Annotated in this window: 21 protein-coding genes and 1 pseudogene; 9 read left to right on the top strand and 13 right to left on the bottom strand. The window is 73.3% G+C overall.

Translation table 11 applies throughout. The features are described 5' to 3' along the window. Window positions 1–4 precede the first annotated feature (4 nt). Both mca and ACZ3OF_RS11460 read left to right on the top strand, forming a co-directional pair. On the top strand, window positions 5–886 hold the full coding sequence (mca, locus tag ACZ3OF_RS11465; RefSeq protein ID WP_361668014.1) for a mycothiol conjugate amidase Mca: 882 nt from the start codon (window positions 5–7) through the stop codon (window positions 884–886). Continuing rightward, on the top strand, window positions 879–1,121 hold the full coding sequence (locus tag ACZ3OF_RS11460) for a hypothetical protein (protein ID WP_467304189.1): 243 nt from the start codon (window positions 879–881) through the stop codon (window positions 1,119–1,121). Before mca ends, ACZ3OF_RS11460 begins: the two co-directional genes overlap by 8 nt. An 87-nt stretch (window positions 1,122–1,208) precedes the next feature. Here the strand turns inward: ACZ3OF_RS11460 and ACZ3OF_RS11455 are convergent, their stop codons facing one another. Further along, a complete protein-coding gene (locus ACZ3OF_RS11455) occupies window positions 1,209–4,421 on the bottom strand; it encodes a tetratricopeptide repeat protein (protein ID WP_361668020.1) in 3,213 nt (1,070 codons plus the stop codon). Between the two features lie 244 nt (window positions 4,422–4,665). Between ACZ3OF_RS11455 and ACZ3OF_RS11450 the strand changes: the two genes are divergently transcribed. Continuing rightward, window positions 4,666–5,058 carry a rodlin gene (locus ACZ3OF_RS11450; protein WP_361668022.1) on the top strand — a complete coding sequence of 131 codons (393 nt, stop codon included), beginning with the start codon at window positions 4,666–4,668 and terminating at the stop codon, window positions 5,056–5,058. 149 nt (window positions 5,059–5,207) lie between these two features. Beyond that, entirely contained in the window at window positions 5,208–7,238 is a 2,031-nt protein-coding gene (locus tag ACZ3OF_RS11445; protein WP_467304186.1) for a thioredoxin domain-containing protein, read from the top strand. A gap of 22 nt (window positions 7,239–7,260) precedes the next feature. Here the strand turns inward: ACZ3OF_RS11445 and ACZ3OF_RS11440 are convergent, their stop codons facing one another. Further along, a complete protein-coding gene (locus ACZ3OF_RS11440; RefSeq protein ID WP_467304184.1) occupies window positions 7,261–8,295 on the bottom strand; it encodes an LCP family protein in 1,035 nt (344 codons plus the stop codon). 180 nt (window positions 8,296–8,475) lie between these two features. On the opposite strand from ACZ3OF_RS11440, the gene ACZ3OF_RS11435 reads away from it, so the two are divergent. Next, window positions 8,476–8,685, top strand: coding sequence for a hypothetical protein (locus ACZ3OF_RS11435; RefSeq protein WP_361668029.1), 210 nt, complete (start codon window positions 8,476–8,478; stop codon window positions 8,683–8,685). 145 nt (window positions 8,686–8,830) lie between these two features. Then, complete coding sequence (locus tag ACZ3OF_RS11430) at window positions 8,831–9,064, top strand: chaplin (protein ID WP_361668031.1); 234 nt, start codon at window positions 8,831–8,833, stop codon at window positions 9,062–9,064. A 58-nt stretch (window positions 9,065–9,122) separates the two neighbouring features. Here ACZ3OF_RS11430 and ACZ3OF_RS11425 read toward each other — a convergent pair whose 3' ends face one another. Together ACZ3OF_RS11425 and ACZ3OF_RS11420 are read right to left on the bottom strand one after the other, a co-directional pair. After that, window positions 9,123–10,391 carry an FAD-dependent oxidoreductase gene (locus tag ACZ3OF_RS11425; protein WP_361668775.1) on the bottom strand — a complete coding sequence of 423 codons (1,269 nt, stop codon included), beginning with the start codon at window positions 10,389–10,391 and terminating at the stop codon, window positions 9,123–9,125. Between the two features lie 14 nt (window positions 10,392–10,405). Then, entirely contained in the window at window positions 10,406–11,716 is a 1,311-nt protein-coding gene (locus tag ACZ3OF_RS11420) for a carboxylate--amine ligase (protein ID WP_467304182.1), read from the bottom strand. A gap of 155 nt (window positions 11,717–11,871) precedes the next feature. On the opposite strand from ACZ3OF_RS11420, the pseudogene ACZ3OF_RS11415 reads away from it, so the two are divergent. After that, window positions 11,872–12,975: pseudogene (locus ACZ3OF_RS11415) on the top strand (glycoside hydrolase family 26 protein); the annotation flags it as partial. A gap of 655 nt (window positions 12,976–13,630) precedes the next feature. Here the strand turns inward: ACZ3OF_RS11415 and ACZ3OF_RS11410 are convergent. From ACZ3OF_RS11410 to ACZ3OF_RS11370, 9 genes are all read right to left on the bottom strand, one after another. Continuing rightward, window positions 13,631–14,773 (bottom strand): GNAT family N-acetyltransferase, encoded by a 1,143-nt coding sequence (locus tag ACZ3OF_RS11410; protein WP_467304180.1) that lies wholly within the window; start codon window positions 14,771–14,773, stop codon window positions 13,631–13,633. After that, window positions 14,770–15,459: a YveK family protein gene (locus tag ACZ3OF_RS11405; RefSeq protein WP_361668036.1), complete on the bottom strand. Its 690-nt coding sequence runs from the start codon at window positions 15,457–15,459 to the stop codon at window positions 14,770–14,772. Before ACZ3OF_RS11405 ends, ACZ3OF_RS11410 begins: the two co-directional genes overlap by 4 nt. Window positions 15,460–15,466: 7 nt before the next feature. Further along, window positions 15,467–16,600 carry a glycosyltransferase gene (locus ACZ3OF_RS11400; RefSeq protein WP_361668039.1) on the bottom strand — a complete coding sequence of 378 codons (1,134 nt, stop codon included), beginning with the start codon at window positions 16,598–16,600 and terminating at the stop codon, window positions 15,467–15,469. Further along, entirely contained in the window at window positions 16,597–17,409 is an 813-nt protein-coding gene (locus ACZ3OF_RS11395; protein ID WP_361668042.1) for a polysaccharide deacetylase family protein, read from the bottom strand. The genes ACZ3OF_RS11400 and ACZ3OF_RS11395 overlap by 4 nt, the downstream gene beginning before the upstream one ends. Continuing rightward, on the bottom strand, window positions 17,306–19,024 hold the full coding sequence (locus tag ACZ3OF_RS11390) for a lipid II flippase MurJ (protein ID WP_467304450.1): 1,719 nt from the start codon (window positions 19,022–19,024) through the stop codon (window positions 17,306–17,308). The genes ACZ3OF_RS11395 and ACZ3OF_RS11390 overlap by 104 nt, the downstream gene beginning before the upstream one ends. A 697-nt stretch (window positions 19,025–19,721) precedes the next feature. Beyond that, complete coding sequence (locus tag ACZ3OF_RS11385) at window positions 19,722–21,020, bottom strand: O-antigen ligase family protein (protein WP_361668045.1); 1,299 nt, start codon at window positions 21,018–21,020, stop codon at window positions 19,722–19,724. Between the two features lie 2 nt (window positions 21,021–21,022). Then, window positions 21,023–22,462: a sugar transferase gene (locus ACZ3OF_RS11380; protein ID WP_361668048.1), complete on the bottom strand. Its 1,440-nt coding sequence runs from the start codon at window positions 22,460–22,462 to the stop codon at window positions 21,023–21,025. Beyond that, on the bottom strand, window positions 22,459–23,589 hold the full coding sequence (locus tag ACZ3OF_RS11375) for a glycosyltransferase (RefSeq protein WP_361668050.1): 1,131 nt from the start codon (window positions 23,587–23,589) through the stop codon (window positions 22,459–22,461). Before ACZ3OF_RS11375 ends, ACZ3OF_RS11380 begins: the two co-directional genes overlap by 4 nt. Before the next feature lies 1 nt (window position 23,590). Beyond that, window positions 23,591–24,658, bottom strand: coding sequence for a DUF3344 domain-containing protein (locus ACZ3OF_RS11370; RefSeq protein ID WP_361668052.1), 1,068 nt, complete (start codon window positions 24,656–24,658; stop codon window positions 23,591–23,593). Window positions 24,659–25,040: 382 nt separating this feature from the next. On the opposite strand from ACZ3OF_RS11370, the gene ACZ3OF_RS11365 reads away from it, so the two are divergent. Next, the gene (locus tag ACZ3OF_RS11365; protein WP_361668054.1) at window positions 25,041–25,280 is read left to right on the top strand and encodes a chaplin; all 240 of its coding nucleotides are present in this window, start codon (window positions 25,041–25,043) and stop codon (window positions 25,278–25,280) included. A gap of 260 nt (window positions 25,281–25,540) precedes the next feature. Continuing rightward, entirely contained in the window at window positions 25,541–26,134 is a 594-nt protein-coding gene (locus tag ACZ3OF_RS11360; protein ID WP_361668056.1) for a hypothetical protein, read from the top strand. The last annotated feature ends 50 nt before the right edge of the window (window positions 26,135–26,184 follow it).

Below are 26,184 nucleotides of genomic sequence, written 5' to 3'. Positions count from 1 at the left end.
AGCCTTGACTGAGCAGCTGCGACTGATGGCCGTTCACGCCCACCCCGACGACGAGTCGAGCAAGGGCGCGGCGACCATGGCCAAGTACGTGTCCGAGGGGGTGGACGTGCTCGTGGTCACGTGCACGGGCGGCGAGCGCGGCTCCATCCTCAACCCCAAGCTCCAGGGTGACGCCTACATCGAGGCGAACATCCACGAGGTGCGGCGCAAGGAGATGGACGAGGCCCGGGAGATCCTGGGCGTCGCGCAGGAGTGGCTGGGCTTCGTCGACTCCGGCCTGCCGGAGGGCGACCCGCTGCCGCCGCTGCCCCAGGGCTGTTTCGCCCTGGAGGACGTCGACACGGCCGCCGGTGCCCTGGTCCGCAAGATCCGCGAGTTCCGCCCGCAGGTCATCACGACCTACGACGAGAACGGCGGGTACCCGCACCCCGACCACATCATGACCCACAAGATCACGATGGTGGCCTTCGACGGCGCCGCGGACACCGAGAAGTACCCGGAGGCCGAGTTCGGCCCGGCGTTCCAGCCCCAGAAGCTCTACTACAACCAGGGCTTCAACCGCCCCCGGACCGAGGCCCTGCACCAGGCGCTCCTGGACCGGGGTCTGGAGTCGCCGTACGGCGAGTGGCTGGAGCGCTGGAAGGAGTTCGAGCGCACGGAGCGGACGATCACGTCGTTCGTGCCCTGCGCGGACTTCTTCGAGATCCGCGACAAGGCGCTGATCGCGCACCGTACGCAGATCGACCCGGACGGTGGCTGGTTCCGGGTGCCGATGGAGATCCAGAAGGAGGTCTGGCCGACGGAGGAGTACGAGCTCAGCAAGTCGCTGGTGCCCACCTCCCTCCCCGAGGACGACCTCTTCGCGGGCATCCGCGACAATGCCTGACATGAGCGCACACCTGGCACTGACCCAGCTTGTCCCCTTCGCCGCCGAAGAGCTGGACAAGAACAAGGTGACCCCCGGCGTCCTCGGCTTCGTCGTCTTCGCGGTGATGGCCGTGGCCGTCTGGATGCTGATGAAGTCGATGAACCGCCACATGGGCAAGGTCTCCTTCGAGGAGGCCCCTGACCCGAAGGCGCCCGCCGCCGCCCAGGGCGGCAAGGCGGCCGCGCAGGAGTAGCGGCGGCACACGCCGTGGTGCGGGCCCTCGGAGGAGGGCCCGCACCACGGCGTCCCCGTGCTCACGCCGGCTACGCCACCTCGACGGCTACGCCACCTCCACCGGAACGCCCATCACCTCCCGGGCGTGGCGGTTCGGCACCATGCCCAGGTCCCACGCCTGCCAGCCGGCGTCCAGCTGGACGCCGCGCTCCAGGACCAGGGCGTACGCTTCGGCGCAGTCCTCGACCTTGCCGTCCCGTCTCGGATGACGGTCCTGGCGCAGCAGGGCCAGCTCCTCCTGCGCCACCGCCGTGCCCACCTCCACGCCACCCGGGGAGGCGTACGGGAGCAGCGTGCAGCGCAGGAAACGGGCCCAGTCGGCGCCCCGGCGGTCGTCGTACGACAGGAAGAGCCGCTCCGACTCCCCGCACAGCTCCAGTGCCTGCGCCGCCTTCCCGTTCCCCGCGTCCACGATCGCCAGCTCCAGGCAGGTCCAGGCCTCGCCGTGCGCCACGCCGATGCGGTGGAAGTCCGCCCGTGCGTCCACCAGGAGCTGCCGGGCGAAGCCGGAGTTGCGCAGGTTGCCGGTCTGCGCGGCCCGCTGGTCGCGGGTGACCCGCCCCGAGTGGTGCCGGGCGCAGGCGAGCCCGTACACGTCCCGCATCCGGGAGAACATCGTGCGGGCCCGCTCCAGCTCCCGTACCGCCTGATCCAGGTCGCCGCGCTCCTCCAGCGCGTGGCCCAGGTAGTACAGCGTCCAGGCCTCGCCCCGGGCGTCCTCCTGGTCGCGGTGGCGGGCGAGCGCCTGGCGCAGGCCGTCGACCGCCGGCGCCACCTCGCCCTCGACGAGCCGCGCGCGGGCGAGCTGCGTCAGCGCCCACGCCTCGCCCCGCCCGTCGCGGGTCCGCCCGTACAGCTCCAGCGCCCTCCCCAGCTCGGCGTCGGCCCCCTCCACGTCGCCCATGCGCAGGCAGACCTGCCCCAGCTGGAAGTGCGCCCACGCCTCGCCGTGCACGGACTCGTTCTCCCGGTGCAGCTCCAGGGCCGCGTGCAGCAGGGTCAGCGCCTCGGCCAGGTTCGCCCGGTCCCGCTCGACCGCCGCCAGGGCGTGCAGGGTCCAGCCCCGGTCGGCCGCGAGCGACTCCGGCTCCTGGAGCACCAGGGCCTCCCGCAGCTTCGCCGACGCCTCGGTCAGATTGCCCTGGTGGTGCAGCGTGATCCCGAGCGAGCAGAGCGCCAGCGCGGCCCCGGCGTCCTGGTGCGCCTCCTGGTAGAGGGAGACCACCGAGGTCAGCGTGGTGCGCGCCTTGTCGAGCTCGCCGAGCTGCCGGGCCGCGATACCGGTCCGCCACTGCACCGACCGGGACAGCAGCCCCTGCCCGACCGCGTCGGTCAGCTCGTTGATCTCGCCGAGCCGGTAGAGGTCGCCGCGCAGCAGGCAGTAGTCGCAGAGCGCGCCGAGCAGATTCAGCACGGCCTGCTGGTCGACGCCCTCGGCGTGCCGCAGCGCCGCCGTGATGAAGCTCGACTCGTCGTCCAGCCAGCGCAGCGCGGCTTCCAGCGAGCCGAAGCCGTGCCCGTCGAACCGGTCCGCGCGGGTCGACATCTTGCCGTCGACCATCCGGATCACCGCGTCCGCGAGCTCCGCGTAGTTCTGGATCAGGCGCTCCTGCGCCGCCGCGATCGCCGCCGCGTCCTCCTCGTCCCGGAGCCGGGCCGCCGCGAAACCGCGCACCGCGTCGTGCAGCCGGTACCGCTCTCCCCGGACATGGTCCAGGAGCCCGGCGCGGGCCAGCTCCGCGAGCAGCCGCGCCCCCTCCTGCCCGCTCGCGCCGAGCAGTGCCCCGGCCGCCGCCGCGCCCAGCGAGGCCCGCCCGGCGAGCGCGAGGCGCCGCAGCAGCCGTCGGCCGTCCTCGTCGAGATCGGTGAAGTACCCTACGGAAAGCGCCCGTTCGAGCGGTGCCGGGCCCCAGTCGGGCCGGTCGAGCAACCGCGCCAGATCGCTCATCGAGCGGTGGCCGAGCGAGGACCCGGCGACCCGCAGCGCCAGCGGCAGTCCGCCGCACAGCTCCCGGATCTCCCCGCAGGCCTCGGAGTCGTACGGCCCCGGGTCGGGCGCCCCGGCCGCCTCCCGCAGCAGCTCCTCCGCACCCGCCGTGTCCAGCGCGGCCACCGGCAGCCGGTGCACCGACGCCGGTACGTCCTCCCCCAGCTCCAGCGGCTCCCGGCAGGTCACCAGGACCAGGCTGTCCGAGCGCTCGGGCAGCAGTGTGCGGATCTGCTCCGCCTCCACCGCGTCGTCGAGGATCACCGTCACCGGCAGCCCGGTCAGATGCTGGTGGTACAACTCGGCCAGTCTGCGCACCTGTTGCTCCGCCGAGGACCGCTCGCGGAACAGCAGCTGCTCGCGCGGGGCGCCCAGCCGGTTCAGCAGATGCAGCAGCGCCTCCCGGGTCGTCAGCGGCTTCTCACCGTGGGTCCCGCCCCGCAGGTCCACCACGCACGCCCCGCGGAACTGGTCCCGCAGCGCGTGCGCCGCCCGGACGGCGAGCGTCGTACGGCCCGCGCCCTGCTCCCCGTGCAGCATCACCACCGTCGGCCGCGTCCGGGTCGACGCCCGCCCGGCCTGCACCCACTGGGTGATCTGGGCCAGCTCGGCCCGCCGGCCCGTGAACGGCCCTCCCGTGTCGGGGAGATGGCCGAAGGACTGCTCCAGGACGGTCCGCCGCCGGGCGGCCGCGCTGCGGTCGACGCCCCGCAGCTGGGACACGACCTTCTGCGCGGGCTGCTGCGTGGTGGCGAGCAGCACCCGCTGCTGATCGATGAACGGCCTCACGCCCCGCACGTCGAGCGCCGTCAGCCACTGCAGCCGCAGCTGCTCGGGGCCGCCCGGCTGACCGAGGGCGCCCGCCCGGCGGTGCGCTGCGGGCCAGTGCCCCGCGGTCACCTTCAGGACGGTCGCCGCCGCGCCCGCCACCGCCACCACGGCCCCGGCGGCCAGCGCCGTCCCGGCCGCCGTGCCCAGTGCCAGGTCCGTGCCGAAGGCCGCGACCGCGGCGACGGCGGTGACCAGCGACGGAGTTCCCACGGCGGCTCCGCTGAATCGATCCCCCAGGGACCGGTGGGCCGCCTCCGACTCCTCGAGGGCCCGTAGATAGGCCGTGTACTCCTCGCCCGCACTCGCCGCCATGGTGTCCAGCGCGGTCCGGCCGCGTGCCAGCAGGGCCGTGGCGTCGAGGCGGCCTCCGGAGCGCCGCACCTCCTCCTCCACGGCGCGTGCCAACAGCCGTTCGGCTTCGGCCCGGTGGCTGTCCCGCATGTACGTCCCCCTCCGAGAGCGTCCGCTTCCGGCCCCAAGTGTCCTGCGGGACGCGCGTCGGCGCGAGGGAGCGGGGGCGACCGGAGTCCCGAACGCCTGCCCCTCGACACGGCGTCCGATGGCGTTCATCTGCGTAATAGCGCGTCCGAGTGATGCCCCGGAACCAATCGTGCTGGGGGCAGTTGATCAGCGTGCTTCGGCTAACGGAGCATTCCAGGGCCCTCGAGCTCAAGAAGGAAGACTCGTGATCAAGAAGGTTCTTGCTACGGCGGCAGTTGCGGCCTCGGTCGTCGGCGTTACGGCGACGGCTGCGTCGGCGGCCGGCAACGACGGCGGCAGCGCCAACATCATCGGTAACACGTCGAAGCAGTCGATCGGCAGCAACTCCACCGGTGGCTACATGAGCCCGAACTTCGGTCTCGTCAACGGCGGCGTCCTGCACTGCTTCGACGTCCAGAAGCTCCAGGCGCAGGTCCCGATCGGCGTCATCGCCGTCCCGGTCGCGGTCCAGGACGTCCTCGGCAACCCCGTGTCGAACCAGACCTGCAACCAGAACGCGGTGCAGCAGAACGGCGACAACGCCCTGTCGCACATCCTGGGCGAGGTTCTGTCCCAGAACGGGAACGTCGGCGGCTGACACCGACCGTACCGCTGAAAACGGCCCCGTTCCTCGCATTCGACCTGCGAGGAGCGGGGCCGCTTTCCGTATGGGTATAGCTGCCCCGTTCGCACGCCGCCACCCGTGGCGTACGACCGGGGCCTTGTCGTGTGCGCGAGGATGGAGACATGCCGAACAGACTGGCCCATGAGACGTCCCCCTATCTCCTGCAGCACGCCGACAACCCGGTCGACTGGTGGCCGTGGTCGGCCGAGGCGTTCGAGGAGGCGGGCCGCCGCGACGTTCCCGTGCTGCTCAGCGTCGGCTACAGCAGTTGTCACTGGTGCCATGTGATGGCCCACGAGTCCTTCGAGGACGAGGCCACCGCCGCCCAGGTCAACGAGCACTTCGTCGCCGTCAAGGTCGACCGCGAGGAGCGCCCCGACGTCGACGCCGTCTACATGGAGGCCGTGCAGGCGGCGACCGGTCAGGGCGGCTGGCCGATGACCGTCTTCCTCACCCCCGACGCGGAGCCCTTCTACTTCGGTACGTACTTCCCGCCCGAGTCCCGGCACGGCATGCCCTCCTTCGCTGACGTCCTCGACGGCGTGGCCCGCGCCTGGGCCGACCGCCGTGAGGAGGTCGGCGAGGTCGCGGCGAAGATCGTCGAGGATCTCTCCGCCCGCTCGCTCGCCTTCGGCGGCGACGGCGTGCCCGGCGAGCAGGAGCTCTCCCAGGCGCTGCTCGGCCTGACCCGTGAGTACGACAGCCGCAGCGGCGGTTTCGGCGGGGCACCCAAGTTCCCGCCGTCGATGGCGCTGGAGTTCCTGCTGCGCCACCATGCCCGTACCGGAGCCGAGGGCGCCCTCCAGATGGCCGTCGACACCTGCGAGGCGATGGCCCGCGGCGGGATCTACGACCAGCTCGGCGGCGGCTTCGCCCGCTACTCCGTGGACCGTGAGTGGGTCGTCCCGCACTTCGAGAAGATGCTCTACGACAACGCTCTGCTGTGCCGGCTGTACGCGCACCTGTGGCGGGCCACCGGCAGTGACCTGGCCCGCCGGGTCGCCCTGGAGACGGCCGACTTCCTGGTCCGTGAACTGCGCACCACGGAAGGCGGATTCGCCTCCGCGCTCGACGCGGACAGCGACGACGGTACGGGCCGGCACGTCGAAGGCGCGTACTACGTGTGGACCCCGGCGCAGCTCGCCGAGGTGCTCGGCGAGAAGGACGCCGCCTATGCCGCGCGGCACTTCGGTGTCACCGACGAAGGCACCTTCGAGGAGGGCGCGTCCGTCCTCCAGCTTCCCCAGGACGCCGGAGTAGCCGACGCCGAACTGACCGCCTCCGTCAGGGAGCGCCTGCTCGCCGCCCGCGAACGGCGCGAGCGGCCCGGCCGTGACGACAAGATCGTCGCCGCCTGGAACGGCCTCGCGATCGCGGCCCTCGCCGAGACCGGAGCCTTCTTCGACCGGCCCGACCTGGTCGAGCGCGCCACGGAGGCCGCCGACCTGCTCGTACGGGTCCACATGAGCGAGGACGCGCGGCTCTTCCGTACCTCCAAGGACGGCAGGGCCGGAGCCAACGCCGGGGTCCTGGAGGACTACGCCGACGTCGCCGAGGGCTTCCTCACGCTCGCCGGGGTGACCGGCGAGGGCGTCTGGCTGGAGTTCGCGGGCTTCCTGCTCGACATCGTCCTCGACCAGTTCGTCGCCGAGGGCGGGGCGCTGTACGACACGGCCCACGACGCCGAGACGCTGATCCGCCGCCCCCAGGACCCCACCGACAACGCGACGCCCTCCGGCTGGACGGCCGCCGCCGGTGCGCTCCTCTCGTACGCCGCCCACACCGGCTCCGAGGCGCACCGCACCGCCGCCGAAGGCGCGCTCGGCGTGGTCAAGGCGCTCGGCCCGCGCGCGCCGCGGTTCATCGGCTGGGGCCTGGCCACGGCCGAGGCCCTGCTCGACGGGCCCCGCGAGATCGCGGTGGTCGGCCCCGGCGGCGACGACGCGCTGACGCGCGCACTGCACCGCACCGCGCTGCTCGGTCCGGCGCCCGGCGCCGTGGTCGCCGTCGGAGCCTCGGACGGCGAGGAGTTCCCGCTGCTCAAGGACCGCCCGCTGGTGGTCGGCGGAGCCGCCGCGTACGTCTGCCGCCACTTCACCTGCGACGCGCCGACGACGGACCCGGCCGACCTGGCCCGCGCGCTCTCCCGCTGAGGAGAGCCGCTGCGGACAGCCGTCACGGACAGATGAGGGAGGCGCCTCCGGCCGGCCGGTACTCGCCCAGACCCCGCGGGATCTCGCTCGTGGAGTCGGGGCGGGCCTTCGGCAGCGGCCGGTCGGAGCGCAGCGCCTCGAAGACCTCCTCCGCATGCTCCTCGTCCACCGCGACGGACGACCCCACGCCCGTGATGAGGGGGTTGAAGCGCCGGATCGGGATCATCGCGAACTCCGTACGGTCCGGGGTGAGGTGCCGCAGCCGGGCGCCGAGGATCAGCATCTCGGTGACGGTCAGGGAGCGCTCGTCCGGTGCCGTGCCGCGCAGGGTCGACGCGAGCTGCCGCAGCCGGGTGGGGGCGGCCAGATCCGCCCGGATCGTCCGCAGCATGTTGGCGACGAACCGCTGCTGCTTCTGGATCCGGCCGAAGTCCATCTTCCCGTCGGCGCGCCGCGACCGTACGTACTGGAGTGCCTCGCCGCCCCCGACGTGACGGGTCGTGCCCGCCGCCAGGTCGAGCCCGGTGACCGGGTCCTCGAGCGGTGCTTCGGTGCAGATCGGCACGCCGCCGCGGACGCGGTTCACGCCGTCGACGAAGCGCCTGAAGTCGATCTCCAGATAGCGGTGGACGGGCGTGCCCGTCATCCGCTCGACGGCCTCGACGGTGAACGAGGGTCCGCCCTCCGTGTGCGCCGCGTTGATCTTCGCCGGATGCGCCTCGTGCGTCTTGCCCGTCCGCCGGTCGACGTGGTTCCCGGGGAACTCGGTGAGCGAGTCGCGGGGCAGACTCACCACGCTGACCCGGTCGTTGGCGGCCGAGATGTGCACCAGCATCAGCACGTCGGTGCAGTCGCACCCCTTGCCGCCCGCGTGGTACCGCTTCAGCTCGGCGGCCGTGAGGCCCTCCCGGCTGTCCACCCCGGCCACCAGGACGGTGAGCCCGTGCCGGGGCGCCGGCAGGGCCGGGGCGACGGCGATCGCCCCGGACGCGAGGGTGACGAGCGCCGCGGAGACGAGCACCAGCCGGCCGGGGCGGCGGAATTTCCTGACGGTCACGGGGCACACCACCTGACTCCGAAAATGGGATGAGCGCACAGTAGACCCATATGCCTCGCACACAGGTTCGCGACGCGACATGGCGCGGACGAATCACCCGGCTGCGGGGTCTGTGTAATGATGCGAGAACCGCTGTGGATGGGAGGGAAGATGGCGCCCGATCCCGGGAAATGGGAACGGATGGCCTTCATTCCGAAGAGCCGTTATGTGGCGGACCCGCCACCTGCCGACCGGGGACCCTTCCCCGTCTATTCCTCGTTGGTCCAGCAGTGGGCCCAGGCCGGGCGCACCGTGCCGGGGATGCCGGACCGCGAGTGGGAGCGGCTGGTCTCGATGCCGATCTGGCCCGACGACGTGCGGACGCGATGGAGCCGGGGCTCAATGGAGTGAATACCGGCCGGTCGGCGATAAGCCGGTTTCCTTTTCGGGGCATGGTCGTTGTGATGTGTGCGGCGGAGGCCGGGACGCTTCTGTGTTCACCGGCGATTCGCGAAATCCGTGAAATTCCGTCCGCCGCGGAAGGGACGTAAGAGAAATGAAGTGCAAGAAGGCCGCGGTCGTCGTCGCCGGACTGTTCATGGCCCTGGGTGCGGCCGCCCCCGCGATGGCGGACTCCGAGGCGTACGGCGCGGCGATCGGTTCGCCGGGTGTCCTCTCGGGCAACGTCGTCCAGGCTCCGATCCACATCCCGGTCAACGTCTGCGGCAACTCGGTGAACGTGATCGGGGTCCTGAACCCGACCGCCTTCAACACCTGCATCAACGCCTGACGCACGCTCAGGGCCGGCCCCCGGAGTGTCCTTCGACGCCCCGGGGGCCGGCCCTTCGTCATGCCCGCCCGGCGGGCGTCCGCGCCGTACCCGTACGAGGACGGCCCACCGCGCCACGGGACGTGGCCCGCAGATGCTGCCGGACCCCGCGCACCAGCCGCCCCGCCGTGTAGCCCGCGCCGAACACGAACCGCATCGAGGGGCCGTACGACGGTGCGGTGAGCAGCCCCGCGAGGAACAGGCCCGGCCAGGACGACTCGAACAGAGCCCCCACCTCCGGCGCCCCGCCCACGCGCCCGCCCGCGCCGACCGTACGCAGCGACTCACGGAGCACGGGGGAGAGGACCTCGGCCCGGTCCAGGCTCGGCGTGAACCCGGTCGCCGCGATGACGTGGTCGGTCTCCAGGACGGACGGACCGTCCGGTCCGGTCACGTCGAGCCGCAGCCGTCCGTCGGCGGTCGGCGCCGCCGCGACGACCCGCCGTCCGAGGCGTACGTCGGTGACGGCCGCGAACCGTTCGCGCAGCCACCACGCGCCCGCCGGGCCGAGCGCCGAGCCGAAGATCCGCTCCCGGGTGGGAGCGGGCAGCCGCCGGAAGAGCCCGGGGGTGTCCGCGTACAGCCGGTTGTGCCAGCCGCAGCCCAGGCCCGTGTGCGGGGCGCGCAGCGACTGCCACAGGCCGCGGTCGAGGGCCGGTGGGAGGGTGTTCCAGTTCAGCCGGTCCGAGCGGGCCAGGATGCGGGTGCGCGCGCCCTGTTCGGTGAGGATCGCCGCCGTCTCCAGGGCGGCCTGTCCGGCGCCGACGACGGTGACGTCCCGCCCGGCGAAGCCGTCCAGTTCGCCGTGGTGGCTGCTGTGGGTGACGTACTGGCGCGGGAGCCCGCGCAGCGGGCCGGGGATCTCCATGAACGGCAGGACGCCGACGGCCAGGGCCACCGTGCGCGTACGGAAGCGCTCGCCGTCCTCCGCGGCGACCTCGAAGCCGTCCGCGTGCGGGGCGACCGAGGTGATCAGGCGCTCGTCGAGGGCGGGGGCCGTCCGGCGGGCGAACCAGTCGCCGTACTCGGCGAAGAAGCCGACCGGCAACGGGACGCCGTGCTCGGCGCGGGCGCCGCGCGTCGCCGCGTAGGCGTCGAGCCCGAACGCGCCGCGCGGGTCGGACAGGTGGGAGGCCCACGGTTCGGACTTCAGGAACATGCCCGAGGGCATGGCCCGCCAGGAGGCCATCGAGCGGCCGAAGGTCCGCAGGTTCAGTCCGTGGGCCGCGGCGTGGGCGGCCACGGAGAGGCCGTAGGGTCCGGCTCCCACAATCACCAGGTCGTACATCGTGCCTTCCGTCTTCATCGTCGGGTCGTACGGGCGGAGGCGGTACGGGCCGGGGCCATCGGCGGCGAGACGGCTGCCACCTTCCGGGCGCGGCCGGACCGGATCAGTCGACGGAGCGTCATCAGGCCCTTGCGCAGGGCGTGGAGAAGCCATGCGCCGGCCATCGCGAACCCGGGCGCGAGGTCGTCGGCGGCGAACCAGGCCGTCTCCGTCCGCCCGCGCGGGACGCCGCCGGGCTCGGCGCCGTGCCGCCCGCGGGGTGAGGTGAGCACGGAGAGCGTGGCGTAGTTCTCGACCACGAACCGGCGACCGTACGAGGGGGAGTGCCCCGGAATCCGACGTCCGGTCAGGTCCAGGTGCATGGCGCGGACGACGTCGAGCCCCGCCGGGTCCGCGAAGAGCCGGAACTGGGCGCCGGGCCGCGGGTTGAAGTCGAGCAGGTGGTACGCCCCGGTGGCGCGGTCGAGCCGGAAGTCGAGGTCGAACACGCCCCGGTAGCCCAGCGCGGAGTGCAGCTCGCGCGCCATCCGCTCGATCGCCGGGTTCGCGGTCCAGCGGCCGACGGCCGTGAGCCCGGCCCCGCTCGGCCACGACCGCTCCTTCCGCCCGGCGGCCAGCGTGGCGCAGCGCCCGGCGGCGTCCGCGTAGCCGTGGACGAACCAGTCCAGGTCGCGGCCCGCGGGCAGCAGCCGCTGGAGCAGTAGCCGGCTGCCGGCCTCCGGCGTACGGGCGTACAGGGCGCGGACCTCGGTGAGCGACCGGACGATCGACGTACTGCGCAGCCCGGCGCCGGGCGGGAGCAGCCACGGCCGGCTCCACTTGGCGACGACCGGGAGCCCGAGCGTCCAGGCCATGGCCGCGGCCTCGTCGGCGCTCTCCGGGAGTTCGGTCGGGGGGTGGGGGAGGGAGAGGGCGCGGCAGGTCTCGGCGAGGGCGGCCTTGTCGGCCACCCTGGCGAGCTGCTCGGCCGACTGGTCCGGCAGGAGGTAGCGGTCCGTCAGTTCGGCGCGGTGCTCGGCCAGGGCGAGGGCGCCGAGGTCGTCGAGGGGGAGGAGGAGCGCGGGGGTCGGATGCTCGGCCGAGAGCCGCAGCAGGAGGTCGGCGAGGGCGGCCGGGAGAGCCGTGGGGGAGGCGGGCGCGGGGCGCGCGTGGACGGAACGGACGTAGCGGGAGCGGGCGGCGGGGCTGGTGCGCGACTCCAGCACCGCGTGGACCGGGATGCCCGCCCGGCCCAGGGAGCGCGCGGCGCCGAGGGTGCCGTGATGAAAGGGGTTCCGGTCGAGCCGCACGAGGACGGCGGGGACGCGGGTGTCAAAACTCGGCACGGCTTTCCTTCATCTTGGTGCCCCAACTGGGCGATGAAATACACCAATGGACTACTGATCAGGTGGGAGTCGCGTTCACGGTCGGCTTATTAGGAATACTTTCTGAGTATCGGACTGACGGTGCATCAAGCGGCGCGGATCGTGAAGGAGTGGCCATGGCCAACAGGAAGCGGAAAGCATCGAGAGTGTGGCTGGGGGTGTTCACCGCAGGTCTCCTTGCCTCAGGTTCCGTCGTGCTGTCCTCTCCCGTTCACGCCGCCGAATCCGTAACGACACGAGACCCCGAACCGACTCTCTCCACCGCACTGGGCGCGTTTCTCGAATCGGGACCGCCCGGCGTCGGCCGGATCGGTCAGCTGGAGCGATGGCTCGGCGGACGGGAGCTCCGGGTCGGCCACACCTACCTCCCGGGCGACCTGTGGTCGAACATCGAGAGCCCTCCCGGCTTCCTGGACGCCTGGGCGGCCTGGCGCAACCAGCGGGCCGACCGGCTGTTCGTCCTGAACGTGCCGATGCTGGAGCGGAACGAGGCCGGGGTCTCCGACCACGAGGTCCGCCGCCAGCTCCAGCTCGGCGCGGCGGGGTACTACGACCACCACTTCAAGAAACTGGCCGAGCGGCTCGTCGCCCTGAAGGCCACGGACACCGTCATCGTCCTCGGCTGGGAGATGAACGGAACGACGTACACCCACCGGTGCGCGCCCGACCCGACGTCGTGGAAGAAGTACTGGACGCGGATCGTCACCGCCATGCGGTCCGTTCCCGGTCAGGAGTTCCGCTTCGACTTCAATCCGAGCCGGGGCAGGGACGCCATTCCGTGGACGGAATGCTATCCGGGTGACGACGTCGTCGACATCATCGGCATGGATTCGTACGACCAGCCGGCGGGTGCGGACTTCGACCGGCACATCGACGAGCCGTATGGGCTGCAGAAGCAGGTGGATTTCGCGGCCGAGCACGGCAAGGAGATCTCCTACCCGGAATGGGGTCTCTTCCGGAACGGGGACAATCCCGAGTACATGCGGCGGATGCTCGAATGGATCGACGAGCACCAGCCGCTGTACCACACGATCACGGACTACTGCCCGCACGGCGTCTGGCAGTGCGACAACAACCCGAAGTCCTCGCAGGTGTTCCGGCAGATGCTGATGGGTGACGAGCCGGAGGTCCCGGAGGTCCCGACGGAGCCGGAGCTTCCCGAGGTTCCCGAGGTACCCGAGATCCCGGCCGAGCCCGAGCTGCCGGAGCTTCCGGACGTACCCGAGTTCCCGGAGATTCCGGAGTTCCCGGAGTTCCCGGAGTTCCCGGAGTTCCCGGAGTTCCCGGAGTTCCCGGACATTCCTGAACTCCCGGACGAGCTCGAGATCCCCGAGGTGCCGTCGGAGCCGGAGGACCCGGCGCTCCCCGAGCCGAAGCCGGAGGTCCCGCCGAAGCCGGAGCCGAAGCCGGAGCCCAAGCCGGAGCCGAAGCCGGAGGCCCCGCCGAAGCCGGAGCCGAAGCCGGAGCCGAAGCCGGAGCCGGAGCCGGAGCCGAAGCCGGAGGTCCCGCCGAAGCCGGAGCCGAAGCCGGAGCCGAAGCCGGAGCCGGAGCCGGAGCCGGAGCCGGAGCCGAAGCCGGAGCCGAAGCCGGAGCCCAAGCCCGAGCCCGAGCCGAAGCCGGAGCCCAAGCCCGAGCCGAAGCCGGAGCCCAAGCCCGAGCCGAAGCCGGAACCCCTGCCCGTCCCGGCGCAGAACTGCTGGACCGTGAATCTCGGTCCGTGGGTCCAGAGCTGGATCGGTGACCAGGTCTGCGTCCCCAAGGTCGACATGAACTGGAAGGACGAGGTCGAGGCCGAGGTCAACGACGCCTGGGAGAACGTCCTGGACAGCGACTCCTGGCCCTTCTGACACCAACCCCGCGCGGCGGCGGAGGAGATCATCCTCCGCCGCCGCGCGGCCGTACCGGCAGCCGTGCGAGCGCCCGCCCCACCCACGCCCGCTCCCGCGCCTGCCGCGCCGCCCAGCGCCTGCCGTCCGCCGCGCCCGCGCGCAGCCACAGCAGCGGAGCCGTACCCCGGCCCGTCAGCATCAGCCGCTGATTGGGTACGGACTCCGGCCGCCAGTGCTGCTTGTACGGCTCGTTGCCCCGCAGCATGCTCAGCGTGGCCCGCCCGCTGGCGCTGGTCTCCCGGGCCCCGTGGCGCAGCAGCATCGTCGCCACGTCGATCTTCCGCGCGCGCAGCACGGGATCCGCGCCGTAGAGGTATCCGCCCGCCAGCCGGGGTGACATCAGGGTCAGGTCGGCCGCGACGACGTCACCACCCAGCCGGAACTCCGTGACGCGCGCGTCCCCGCGCTCGACCATCGGCCGCACGGCCCGCGCGAGATGCTGGGCGAACCGGTCGCTGGTGTGCTCGGCGGTCACACCGCGCCCCTGCCACTGGAGCTGATGGAGCCTCAGCAGATGGCCGAGCGCGGTCGGCACCTCGTCCCCGGACACGATCCGCTCGTCGATCCCGAGCGCGTCCAGCTTGCGCAGCTTCGCCCGCATCCGCTGCTGGGCCTTGCCCGTGGGGATCCGTTCGACAAGGGCGTCGATCGGCAGAGCGGGAAGCTCCAGGCAGAGCGAGTCCGGGAGCCGTCGGCGCGGTCCCCGCCAGCGGGCGAACACCTGCTCGGCGGACGCCCCCGGCCGGACCTCGCGAAGATCGACCACCGTGCCGCGCGCCGCTTCGGCCAGCGCCCTGGCCAGCGCGGGAGCGGCCTCGGGGCACGCGTCGTCGAGCAGGACGTCCGTGAAGTCGGTGATCGAGCCGCCGAGCTGGGTGAGGACGGGCAGGGGGCCCGGGGCGCGCATCAGGGGCGCCGCGGCGACCAGTTCGCCGTCCTCCCGCCGTACGAGCACGACCCGTAGCGCGCCGGGCGTCCCGTACGACTCCCACCAGGAGTGCAGCCAGGAGTGGGACTGGAAGGGAGTGGCCGTCGAGCAGCGGGCGTACAGCGACGCCCACCGCTCGCCGAGCCGGCCGAACTCCGCACCGTCCCGGCAGACCTCGCTTCTCCAGCCGTCCCCCGTCACACCGCCCCCCGTCCCACCGTCTCCGACGCCGGTTCCGCCTGGGTCTTGCCGACCGCCGGGCCGGGGACGGAGGCCGAGGCGGGCCGGGAGTGCCGGGCCTCCGTGCGTGCCGCGCGCTGGGGGCGCACGAGCAGCGCCAGACCGCCGAGCAGACCGCCCGCGCAGCCGCCGACCAGCGCCGAGAGCGGGGCCGAGGGAGAGACGGGCTTCACGGGCTTGGTCGCCCGGGAGAACTGCACGACCTTCACGCCCGTGCTCCCCGAGACGTGCGTGCTGTTGAGGATCAGGGCGCGGGCGACACCGTCCGCCATGGCGACGGCCTTGCCCGGCGTGGCGGACCGCGCGGTGAGGGAGATCATCGGCGCGTCGGGGGAGGTCTCGGCCTGCACGCTGTCGCGCAGGACCGCGGCGGAGACGCCCGCCCACACCTGCGCGTCGCCGGTCACCGCGATGTCGGTGGCGACTCTTCCGTACGCCTGGGCGAAGCCGAGCGCGGCGGCCGGGTCGGACTTCTCGCCCGGGACGACGATGACGTAGCTCGTGGCCGCGTACTGCGGGGCCTTCGCGGCCCCGTAACCGCCGCCGAGCACCGCGCCGATCAGCACGGACGAGGGCAGCACCCACCAGCGGCGGGGGGTGCGCAGGACCGTCACGAGACGGGAGCGTTGGGGACTCAGGGAGCTCATCGGTGACTCACTTCGCGAGGAGAGGGGTGCCGTGGACGGCCTGTTCGTAGAGGGACATCAACTGCCGGGCGCTGTGCGCGATGTCGTAGCGGCGTGCCGCGGCGGGCTGCGGCAGCCGGGCGAGCCGGGCGTCGCGGATGCCGCGCAGCGCGGAGACCAGCTCGGGTACGGACTCGCCGACCCGACGGGCCCCGGGGGCAGCGTCCGGCGGCAGGTCGTCGATCGCCGGGCACGCCACGTACAGCGCCGGCAGCCCGGCGGCCAGCGCCTCGACGACCGCGAGCCCGAAGGTCTCGTCGGGAGAGGTGGAGACGAAGACGTCCATCGCCGCGAGCAGCGACGGAAGATCGGGGTCGGCCGAGTCCGCGGACGGCGGGTCCTCGCAGGCGCCCGTGAGGAGCACCCGGTCGGCTGCCCCGCACTCGCGCGCCACGGCGAGGAGCCGCGCGCGCTCCCCGCCCTCCCCGACCAGCAGCAGCCGCGCCCCGGGCACCGACGCCACCGCCCGTACGAGCCGGTCGAAGCGCTTGCCCGGTGCGAGCCGGCCCACCCCGCCGACGACGAACGCGTCCTCCGGCAGGTCGAGCAGCTTCCTGGTCATCCGGCGCGCGTCCTCGTCGAAGCCGAAGCGGGCCCGCTCGATGCCGTTGGGGACGACCTGGACACGGGACGGTGCCACCCCCCATGCCTCCAGACGGCGGGCGACGCTGGGCGAGACGGCGACCGTCGCCGAGCCCAGCCGCTCCGTGGCCAGATAGAGCGCGCGGGTGCCCGCCGACAGCGGCCTGCCCTCGATCTGTGTGTCCCCGAGGGAGTGCTCGGTCGCCACGACGGTACGGACACCGCCGAGGCGGGCGGCGATCCTGCCGTACACGCAGGCCCGGTACAGGTGGGTGTGGACGAGGTCGTAGCCGCCCCGGCGGACGAGCCCCGCCAGGCGGGGAAGTGCGCCGAGGTCCCGGTTGCCGGCCATGCCGAGATCCGTGACGGGGACCCCGTCGGACTCGAGGCCACGGGCGACCGGGCCCGGGTTGGTGAGCGTGACGACCTCGCTGCGGACCGGAAGGTGACGCAGCATCAGCCTGAGCTGCTGCTCGGCGCCGCCGATCCCGAGACCGGTGATGATGTGGAGGACCTTCATGACATCTCCCGGACGGCGTCGCGGCCGGACGCACCGGCGAAGCCGGCGTCGAGGTCGCGGGGGTGGCGGCGGCGCAGCGGGTGCAGAAGCCGCTTGGCGGTCAGGCGCCAGGAGGTGTCCTGCTCGTCGATGTGGACTCGGGGCAGCGCGTGCGCGCAGGTCAGCGGGCCCGGGTCGATGGCGCAGCCGTACCGGTACCCCGCCTCCCGTACGGACCGCACCGCGCGCGCGTCGATGTCCCCGTACGGGTAGCAGAAGCCCTCCACCGGGCCGCCCGTGATCTCCTCCAGGAGCTCTCGGCTGCGCCGGGTCTCCTTGGCGAGCGTCTCGGTGTCGACCGTGGGCAGCGAGACGTGCCGCAGTCCGTGCGAGCCGATCTCCATGCCGGCCTCGGCGACGGCCACGATGCCGTCCTCCGTCAGCAGCGGCTTGCGCGGGCCGTCGTCGTCCCAGGCGTTCACGCCGCCGATACGGCCGGGCAGGACGTAGACGGTGGCCGTGAAACCGTGGCGGCGCAGCAGGGGCAGGGCCGAGTCGGCGAAGTCGGCGTACCCGTCGTCGAAGGTGAGACCGACGAGCCCCTTCGCGCGGCCCGCGGCTCGCGCGGCGAGCAGCTCGCGCACGGAGACACCGCGCAGCCCTCGGTCGTTCAGCCAGTGCAGCTGCCGGGCGAAGCGCACCGGCGAGACGGTCACCCGGTACGGATCATCCGTGGTGTCGGCGATCGAGTGGTACATCACCACCCACGGGGGCGGCTTCGGTAGCAGTCGACGGATCGCGGCGGTGCGGGGCGCCGTGGCAGCGGGCATGGGCGAGCCTTCGTGACGCGGTACGGGTGAGGGGAGGGATGTCCGGCGCATGGGCGGCGCAGGCGAGGAAGAGCAGGAAGACGGCGACCGAGACCACGCTCGCGACGGCGAGGGAGAGCACCGCGGGCTCGACCAGGGCCGAGCACAGCCAGCCGGCGGCGGTGGCCCATGCGGCGGCGGTGGCCAGCCGCAGCAGCCCCTCGCCGAGGTAGCGGATCCGGACCGGGATGGCCTGGCGGCGGGCGCCGAGCAGCATCATCACGGCGGTGAGCGTGATCCCGAGGGCGTTGGCGGCGGCGATGCCGGCGGCGCCCCACAGTCCGGCGCCGACGACCCCGGCGACGGCCGTCACCGCGAGACCGGCGGCCATGGCGGCGGCCGGGTACCAGAGCGGGCGGGAGGCGGAGAAGTAGCAGCGGACCAGCGTGCCGACCAACGTCTGGCCCAGCAGACCGAGGGCGTAGACGCGCATCACGGCGGCGGTCGCGGCGGTGTCGGAGTGGTCGAAGGCGCCGCGCTGGAAGAGGACTTCGACGATCTGCGGGGCGGCGGCGATGACGATCGAGGTGCCGACGAGGACGACGACGGAAGCGAGCAGGAGGTCCCGCTCCACACGGCGGCGCGCACCGTCCGCGTCGCCCGCCGCCATGGCGCGGGCGACGACGGGGAAGCTGACCGTGCACAGCATCAGCGAGAGGATCATCGGCATCTGCGCCACCTTCTGCGCGTAGTTCAGATGCGAGATCGCGCCGGAGGGCAGGGGCGAGGCGAGGAAGCGCTCGATGAGGATCTGGGACTGGCGGGAGACGGTGAAGGCGATGACCGGGGCGATGAGGCCGAGCACGAGGAGCCGCCCGTCGCCGGTCGGCGCGCCGTGCGGTACCCGCTGCCGGCCGCGCAACTCCCGCACGAGGTAGGGCGCCTGGACCGCCACCATCAGCACACCCCCGACGGCGACCCCGGCCGCCGCCGCCCGTACGCCGAAGGGCTCGCGCAGCACCACGATCGTGCCGATGATCCCGATGTTGTACGCGACGTAGATGGCGGCCGGGGGGAGGAAGGAGCCGTGCGCCCGGAGCGCTGCGGAGCAGTAGCCGGCGAGTGCGAAGGTCAGGACGCAGGTCGCGGTCAGCCGGGTGCAGTCGACGGCGAGCTGCGGGTCGGGGAGGCCGGGCGCGAGGGCGGCGACGAGGAGCGGCGCGGCGAGGATCAGCACCCCGGCGAGGGCGGACATGACGAGCGCGAGCCGGGGCAGCGTGGAGCGTACGAGCGCACGGACGGCGCCCCGGCGGGTGAGGGCGCGGCTGAACGCGGGCACGAGGATGAGGGCCATCGCGTCCTCGATGAGCAGCGTCGACGCGAACTCGGGCACGGTCCAGGCGACGAGGAACGCGTCGGTCTCGGCCCCGGCACCGAAGTAGCGCGCCAGGCTCTGGTCCCGTACGAGACCGAGCACGGCCCCCGCCGCGGTGAGCCCGGCCGTCACGGCCGCGGCGCGCGCGAGGAACCCGCCGGAGCCGGCGGACTTCGGCGCCTTGTGCCGCGCCCGCCTCGGGGCGCCGCCGCCCGCGTCACGTGGCGGACGGGGCCGCCAGTCCTCGGGATAGTCCACCACCGCCGGAGCGTCCGCCGCCCGGAGAGCCGGCGGCTGGACGGCCGTCGCGGCCCCACCGGGGCGGGTGCCGACGGGGGTCTTGGCCGCCGGGCGGCCGACGGGACGTACCGCTGCCGGGCCCGCGGTCCCGCCGTGAGGCCGGCCGGCCCGCGCATCGGCCTGCGGCTGGTGCCGGACGAACCGCTCGTGCGCGTCCGCCGCTCCGGTCCGCAGGGCGGCCGAGCCGTCGGCTCCGCCGTACGGCGGGTGCGGCGGCATCGGGGGGACGGGCGGAGGGAGTTGCCCGTCGGCACCCGTCGTATCGGGCACGACGCCGCCGTACGGCGGCGGGGCCGACGGGGCCGGGCCCGCGCGGTGGCCGGACACGGACCCGAGCCGCGGAGCCGCCGTGGGCCCGCCCGCGAGGTGGCTCCGGCCGGCACCGGCTCGGCCCGTAGGTCCCTCGGCGGACCGGGCCGCCGGGCCGCCGGGCAACCGGCCGGCCGCGGCCCCCGGGCCCGTGCCGGCGGGGGCAGGGCCCGGGCCGGTCCGGCCCGCGAGGCCGTCCGGGACCGGGGACGTCGTGCCCGCCCAGCGCCGGCCGCCCGACGCGAGGTCGGGCGTGGACCAGGGGTCCGTCCACACGGGCGTACCGCCGGCCCCGGAGCTCTCCGGAGGCGGCACCCGGTCCGTGGACTCGGGCTCCCCGCCCCACGGGTCACGCACGTTTCACCTCCGCCAGCGACCACCAGGCCGCGAGACCGAGGACTACCGACATCAGGACCGTCGAAGGCCCTCCGATGTCCGCGTAGAAGAAGTCGATGAGCTGCCACGACAGCAGCCCGATCGCGACGAGCCCCAGCCGCCGCACCGCCCCCACCAGCAGCGCCGCCCAGCTGCCCGCGAGGGCCAGCAGACCCAGCAGGCCCTGCTCGCTGAGCACCAGGAGATACATGTTGTGCGGGGAGAGCAGCGGCTGGCGGCGGAACGAGGCGCCCGCGCCCGCCGTGTCGCTGCCGGACGACAGGGCCACCGAGGCGTGCGAGTCGCGGTACGCGGGAAAGCCCTTGAGCCCCACCCCGGTCAGCGGATCCGACCGCCACATCTCACCGGCCGCCGCCCACATCGTGTACCGGTCCGTCACCGACTGGTCCGGAGCCCCCGCCACCTGCGTGATGCTGGCGACCCGCTCCTTCACCATGGCCGAACCGACCCCGAGACCGCCCACCAGGACCACCGCGAGCGCGCCCACCACGAGCGCCACCCGCCCCGCCCGCCGCAGCCCCGACAGCACCAGCTGGATCGCGATCGCCAGCACCGTCGCGATCCACGCGCCCCGGCTGAAGGAGAGCACCAGAGGGAGGAACAGCAGCCCCGCGCAGACCAGCGCCGCGGTCCGCGCCCGGCCCCGCCCGCTCCCCAGCGCGATCCCGGTGACGATGACCAGGCCGTAGGAGACGACCGTCGCCATCCCCATCACGTCGGTCGGTCCGAACGTCCCCACCGCCCGGATGTCCTCGCCCTGGTACGACGCGCCCGTCCCGGTCAGATACTGCGTGACCCCGACCGCGCCCTGGAGCAGCGCCAGACCGACCAGCGCCCACGCGACCACCGCGAAGTCCCGCCGGTCGCGGATCATCAGCAGCACGGCCGCCGGGACGAGCACGAAGACCTGGACGTAGCGGGCGACGCCCGGGAGGCTCGCCGCCGGATCGTTCGAGGTGATCGCCGCCAGACAGATCCCGAGCACCGGCAGCCCGAGCACGACCGCCGCCGCGCGGCTCAACGGCCGCGCCCCGCTGCGCACCACCCGCACCAGGCAGATCAGCACGAGCAGCCCCGAGGCCGCGTCAGCGACGGTCCCCGTACCGCCGGTGCCGCCCTCCGCGCCGCCGCCGCCCGGGACGAGCAGCAGCGCGATCACCGCCAGGACCGGGGACAGCGCCCCGGCCCGGCGCGCACAGTCCCGTACGTCGGTCCCGGCCGCGCCGGGCAGCACCCAAGCCGCCGTCGCCATCATCAGCTCCCCGCCGGTCGGACCAGGCCCGCCGCGGTGCGCAGCAGGATCCGGACGTCCTGCCAGAGCGACCAGTGGTCGATGTAGTGGTTGTCGAAGCGGCAGCGGTCCTCGATGGACGTGTCGCCGCGCAGCCCGTGCACCTGCGCCAGGCCCGTCAGCCCGACCGGCATCCGGTGCCGGTCCGCGTAGCCGGCGTGGATCCGGCTGAACTGCGTGACGAAGTACGGCCGCTCGGGGCGCGGCCCGACGAGGCTCATGTCCCCGCGCAGCACGTTCCACAGCTGCGGCAGCTCGTCGAGCGAGGACTTCCGCAGGAAGCTGCCGACCGCGCTCATCCGCCGGTCGTCGGCGACGCTCCACCGGGTCGCGGACTCGGCCTCGTCGGCCGGGCGGATCGTACGGAACTTCAGCAGCGTGAACAGCCGCCCGTTCTGCCCCACCCGCTCCTGCCGGAACAGCACCCCGGGTCCGTCGGTGAGCCGTACCGCCAGCGCGCACAGCAGCAGGACGGGCAGGGCGAGGGCGAGCGCCGGACCGGCCAGGACCACGTCGAGCGCGCGCTTCGCACCCTGCCCGGGCCGCTCGCCCAGCGGGACCAGGCGACGGCAGGCGTACCCCCAGAGGTGGTCGCCCATCGGCCCGTCCTGGTCCCGGCCGCCCACCCGCCAGGTGGCGCAGCCGTAGTGCTGGAAGAGCGTCACCAGACTGCTGTCGTCGGTCAGGAAGACGGCGTCGCGGACGGTGTTCTGGATGACCGCCCGATGGATCTCCTCGGCCGACGTGAGCACCGGAAGCCCGGGCTCCCCGTCCGGCCGCGGCCCGACGATCCCGACCGGCCTGATGCCGTACTCCGGGTGCTGCGCGAGCGCCGCCGCCAACCTGCGCGCGGCGGCGGGACCGCCGACGACCAGCGCGGAGCGCGGATGCGTCCGGGCCCTGCGCCGCCTGCGGGCGTGCACGGCGGCACGGCCCAGGCAGACGGCGGCGAGCTGTGTCGCGTACGCGGAGCAGAGCGCGCCCGGACCGATGGCCAGGGCCGGGGCGTACGCGGCGACGGCCGCGGCGGTCACGCACCAGGCCACCCCGGCGCGCCCGGCGAGCGCGGGCAGTTCGTCCAGTACGGAGGTGAGGGCGCCGGACGGCCGGTGCAGGCCCGCGTGGGCGTTGAGGACGAGCACGCACGCGGCGACCAGCAGGAACAGCCGGAGCCCGCGCTGCGGTTCGGGCAGCAGCGCGGCCGCGAGCAGCACGGCGAGACCGTCGGCCGCGATCAGCGGTACGGCGGTGAGCCGCGGCGGCGCGGGCCGGCGCGGCGGCAGCGCCAGCCGGTCCGGCCTGCCGCGCTGCGGTGCGAGGGAGGCGAGTCCGGGGGCCGGGCCCTGGACCGCCGAGGGCCAGGGGCCCGGTGAAGGAGGAACGCTGGTGCTTTCCGTAGTCACGGCGAAATCGGCTCTCTGTGCTCGGTGCACCGCACTCCGGCCAGCTCGCGGTACACACCCGCGACGGCCGCGCCGGTGCGCCGCACATCGAATCTGCTGAGTACGTGCTCGTGGGCCTCCCGGCCCAGGGTTCGCCGCAGCTCCGGCCCGCCGAGCAGGCGGCCGACGGCGGCGGCGAGGGTGGCCGGGTCCTCGGGCGGGACCAGGCACAGGGGTTCGTGGCCGGGCGGCAGGCTCTCGCGCGCCCCGTCCACATCGCTGACCACCACCGGGCGTCCGCTCGCCATCGCCTCCAGGGGCGCGAGCGCCATGCCCTCCCAGCGGGACGGCAGGACGACGAGATCGGCAGCCCGGTACCAGGGCGCGGTGTCGTCGACGTTTCCGGTGAACCGCACCGACGGCGGAGCCGCGGCCCGCAGCCGCTCCCCCTCGGGCCCGTCGCCGACCAGCACGAGCCGGGCGGTGGGAACCTGCTCCAGGACGGCGGGCCAGGCGGCGAGCAGGACGTCCTGCCCCTTCTGCCGGCAGAGCCGCCCGACACAGACGACGGTGGGCCCGTCGGCGGAGCCGTCCGCGACGAGGTCCGTCCCGGCCGGCGCCCCGAACCGCGCCACGTCCACACCGTTGTGGATGACCGACCAGGGCGCGCGGACGCCGGCGGCCTCGCCGGTACGGCGTTCCGCCTCGCTGACGCAGATGATCCGGTGCGTCCAGCGCGCCGCCCACCCCTCCCAGCGACGGGCCGCGGCGGCGACCGCGCCGTCGACCGCCTCGAAGGACCAGGCGTGCGGCTGATACACCGTCGGGATCCGCCCGCGCACGGCCAGTCGGGCGCACAGCCCGGCCTTGGCGCTGTGCGCGTGGACCAGGGCGGGTCGGGTCGTACGGATCACCCGCGCGAGGTCGCGGGTCTCCCGGACGAGGCGGGGGCCCGGGTCGCGCCCGGCCCGCCAGTCGAACGGGTCCGCGCCCTCGGCCCGGACGGCCGCGGCCAGCGGCGTGCCCGGCGGGCACGCGACGGCGACCCGCAGCCCCGCGTCGAGCTGGGCGCGCACGAGGTCGACGACGACCCGTGCGACCCCGCCGTCACCGGGCTGGACCGCGTGAAGAACGGAGAAGGACAGCACGTCAGCGCCGGACGTCCGCCTGGAGGAAGAGCGCCCCGAGCCAGACGGTGTCCTGCCGGGTGCCGATGCGGACGTGGAAACGGTCGGCTCCATGGCGCAGCGCATCCCCCAGATCGAAGACGTCGGAGTCGTACCCCAGGGTGTTCTGATGAGCGGGAAGTCGTTCGATCCGACCGGCGCCGAAATCGGTGATGCTGGAGTTCATCACGTCGTCCGCGGAATTGGCTGAATCCGAGAGCGGAACGCTCTTCGAGCGGCTCGTCTCCACCGCGAGGTAATCCCCGGAAGTGCCCCGGTCGCCGTCATAGGCGACCACTCCCAGTTGTCCGGAAGCGCCCTGCGGAACAGCCGTTTCGCCCATCGCGACCCGCAGCTCACCGCCGTTCGGACCGACCGTTTCGAAGCCGTCCCAGAGCGCCAGCCGGCGCAGCGGCTCGTCGGCGTTCTCGTACGCGACGACCAGCGTCCAGCCGCCCCAACCACCCACCGCGGAACGGCCCATCGCCACGTTGACCTGGGCCACCGTCCACATCCCGTCCCGGGCCGAGCGAACGAGGTCGGTCACGTCCGCGGAGGCCTGGAAGGCGTCGGCGCCGTCCGCCGTGCGGTGGCCGATCGTGGAGTCCGCGAGGACCGCCTTGTACCGGCCCCCCGGCTCGGCGATCAGGACCCTGCCGTTGTCCTTGTGCGGCTTCTGCTCGCCGACCTTCAGGTTTCCGCCCCAGTAGAGACGGGCGTAGCTGACCCGGGAGCCCTCGGGGACACGGACCTCGGCGCTGCTGGAGTTGTAGGTGTTGGGGTCGCTGTCGACGTCGACGTACCCGATGGCGAAGCCGTCGTTGCGGGTGCCCGTGTCCGTGGCGTTCCCGGCGGCCGTGGCCGAGGTGTTGGCGGCGCGGACGATCCCTCCGTGCTGCACCACCTGGTACCGCGGGGCGAAGGGGACGCGGGGAGCTTCCCTGGGCTGGGGCGCGGCGGCGGAGGCGGCCGGCAGCGCGGCGGACAGGGCCGCACACGACAGGGCGCACAACAGACCGCGACGCACGGCACGAACCGCTGAATTCCGCATACAGGTTCTCCGCTTTGATGAGAGAAGCAAGGGAACACCCGTGAAGACCGGGAGAGAAGAAGATGTCGACCGTGCGAAAAGGCTGTCCGCGCGGCTGGACCGTAAGCGACGCTCGGGAACGTTATAACCCCGGCGTCGGGCGATAGTAAGCATTAGATGCTCACAAACGCTAACTCCCGTACCTGTTCGGCAGTTTCCTCGTTGTGCGTGTTGCGCCATTGTTCGGCCACTCGCTCGAATGGCCCTCTTATGGCCCAAAGATCGGTTGAACGTCACCCGTTCGGGAGAGCAACCGATGAATTGCGGCAGCGTTGTTGAAGGAGTCGGACGAAACCGTCCGCGCCGTCTCTGTGATCTGCCAACAATCGAGGAGCGCTTCTCCATGTCCCGTATCGCGAAGGCTGTAGTCCTGTCCGTGGGTGTCGCCGCGTCCGTCGCGGGTGCCACCGGTGTCGCCTCTGCCGACTCCCTGGCTGAGGGCGCGGCCGTGAAGTCCCCGGGGGTTCTGTCCGGCAACGTCGTCCAGGTCCCGATCCACATCCCGATCAACCTGTGCGGCAACACCGTCAGCGTCATCGGCGCCCTGAACCCGGCCTTCGGCAACAGCTGCGCCAACTTCTGATCTCGCACGCCGGATCGTGGTCCTTCCGAGGCCGGCGCGCCGCCCCTTCCCGGGGCGGCGCGCCGGCCTTCTGCATCATTCGGACGCACCCTCGTGCGCCGCCCGGTGCAACGGCGTACGCCCCTCGGAGGGCCAGGTCAGGGCAGCGGATTCACTCGAACGGAGGGGGTGGCGCTCCGTAGCGTTCCTGTTGCGGAGCGCTATATATGCAGCGCACGGTGGCGGAGATGTTGTCCGACGCATAAGGAAAAGGAACACATATGCGTCCCCTCGCTTGCAGCCGCCTCACCGTCCTGGCGATAACCGCCGCCCTCACCCTCGGCGCGGCCGGAACCGCCGTCGCCGACGAACACCACCCGTCCCGCGTCTCCGCCGTGACAGCCGAGATGCCCCCCTCCGAGATCGAGGCGCTCAAGTCGAAGGTCGCCACGGCGGTCGACGCCGCCAAGGGCATCACGCCGGCATCGAGCCCCAAGGTCTCGGCCGAGGTCGGAGCGGCGTCCGCGAAAGCGGCGCCCACCGATGTCATCTCCGACGCCCTCGCCACCGCCCAGCAGGCGGTCGCCGGTCTTCTCGCGGCGGTCACCGGCGGTGTCAGCGGCCTCGTGCCGCAGGTCACCGCGCCCCTCACCTCGCTGATCGACTCGGTCCTCTCCGGGGTGCTCGGTGGGCTGCCGGCGCTGCCGACGCTTCCGGCCCTTCCCGTCGAGCTGCCGGCGCTGCCGGTCGAGCTGCCGGAGGTGGAGGTGCCCGAGGTGGAGCTTCCCGAGGCGGAGCTCCCCGAGGTCGCACCGCCCGAGGTGGCCGTGCCCGAGGCGGCCCTGCCCGAGGTGGCTCTGCCCGTCCTCTGGTAGTCCCGCCTCATCACCCGACGCCGTGCCGCCCGGTTTCCCCCGGACGGCAC

Source organism: Streptomyces sp. NPDC022552, from assembly GCF_055561875.1.
The sequence above is the reverse complement of the archived record's forward strand: the minus strand, read 5'-3'. Positions and strand labels throughout refer to the sequence as shown.

Excerpts from the sequence above, each read along its gene's own strand:
- ACZ3OF_RS11460 (WP_467304189.1), top strand. The coding sequence starts at position 879 with ATGCCTGACATGAGCGCACACCTGGCACTGACCCAGCTTGTCCCCTTC.
- ACZ3OF_RS11455 (WP_361668020.1), bottom strand. The coding sequence starts at position 4,421 with ATGCGGGACAGCCACCGGGCCGAAGCCGAACGGCTGTTGGCACGCGCC.
- ACZ3OF_RS11445 (WP_467304186.1), top strand. The coding sequence starts at position 5,208 with ATGCCGAACAGACTGGCCCATGAGACGTCCCCCTATCTCCTGCAGCAC.
- ACZ3OF_RS11435 (WP_361668029.1), top strand. The coding sequence starts at position 8,476 with ATGGCCTTCATTCCGAAGAGCCGTTATGTGGCGGACCCGCCACCTGCC.
- ACZ3OF_RS11430 (WP_361668031.1), top strand. The coding sequence starts at position 8,831 with ATGAAGTGCAAGAAGGCCGCGGTCGTCGTCGCCGGACTGTTCATGGCC.
- ACZ3OF_RS11425 (WP_361668775.1), bottom strand. The coding sequence starts at position 10,391 with ATGTACGACCTGGTGATTGTGGGAGCCGGACCCTACGGCCTCTCCGTG.
- ACZ3OF_RS11405 (WP_361668036.1), bottom strand. The coding sequence starts at position 15,459 with ATGAGCTCCCTGAGTCCCCAACGCTCCCGTCTCGTGACGGTCCTGCGC.
- ACZ3OF_RS11400 (WP_361668039.1), bottom strand. The coding sequence starts at position 16,600 with ATGAAGGTCCTCCACATCATCACCGGTCTCGGGATCGGCGGCGCCGAG.
- ACZ3OF_RS11395 (WP_361668042.1), bottom strand. The coding sequence starts at position 17,409 with ATGCCCGCTGCCACGGCGCCCCGCACCGCCGCGATCCGTCGACTGCTA.
- ACZ3OF_RS11385 (WP_361668045.1), bottom strand. The coding sequence starts at position 21,020 with ATGGCGACGGCGGCTTGGGTGCTGCCCGGCGCGGCCGGGACCGACGTA.
- ACZ3OF_RS11370 (WP_361668052.1), bottom strand. The coding sequence starts at position 24,658 with ATGCGGAATTCAGCGGTTCGTGCCGTGCGTCGCGGTCTGTTGTGCGCC.
- ACZ3OF_RS11365 (WP_361668054.1), top strand. The coding sequence starts at position 25,041 with ATGTCCCGTATCGCGAAGGCTGTAGTCCTGTCCGTGGGTGTCGCCGCG.
- ACZ3OF_RS11360 (WP_361668056.1), top strand. The coding sequence starts at position 25,541 with ATGCGTCCCCTCGCTTGCAGCCGCCTCACCGTCCTGGCGATAACCGCC.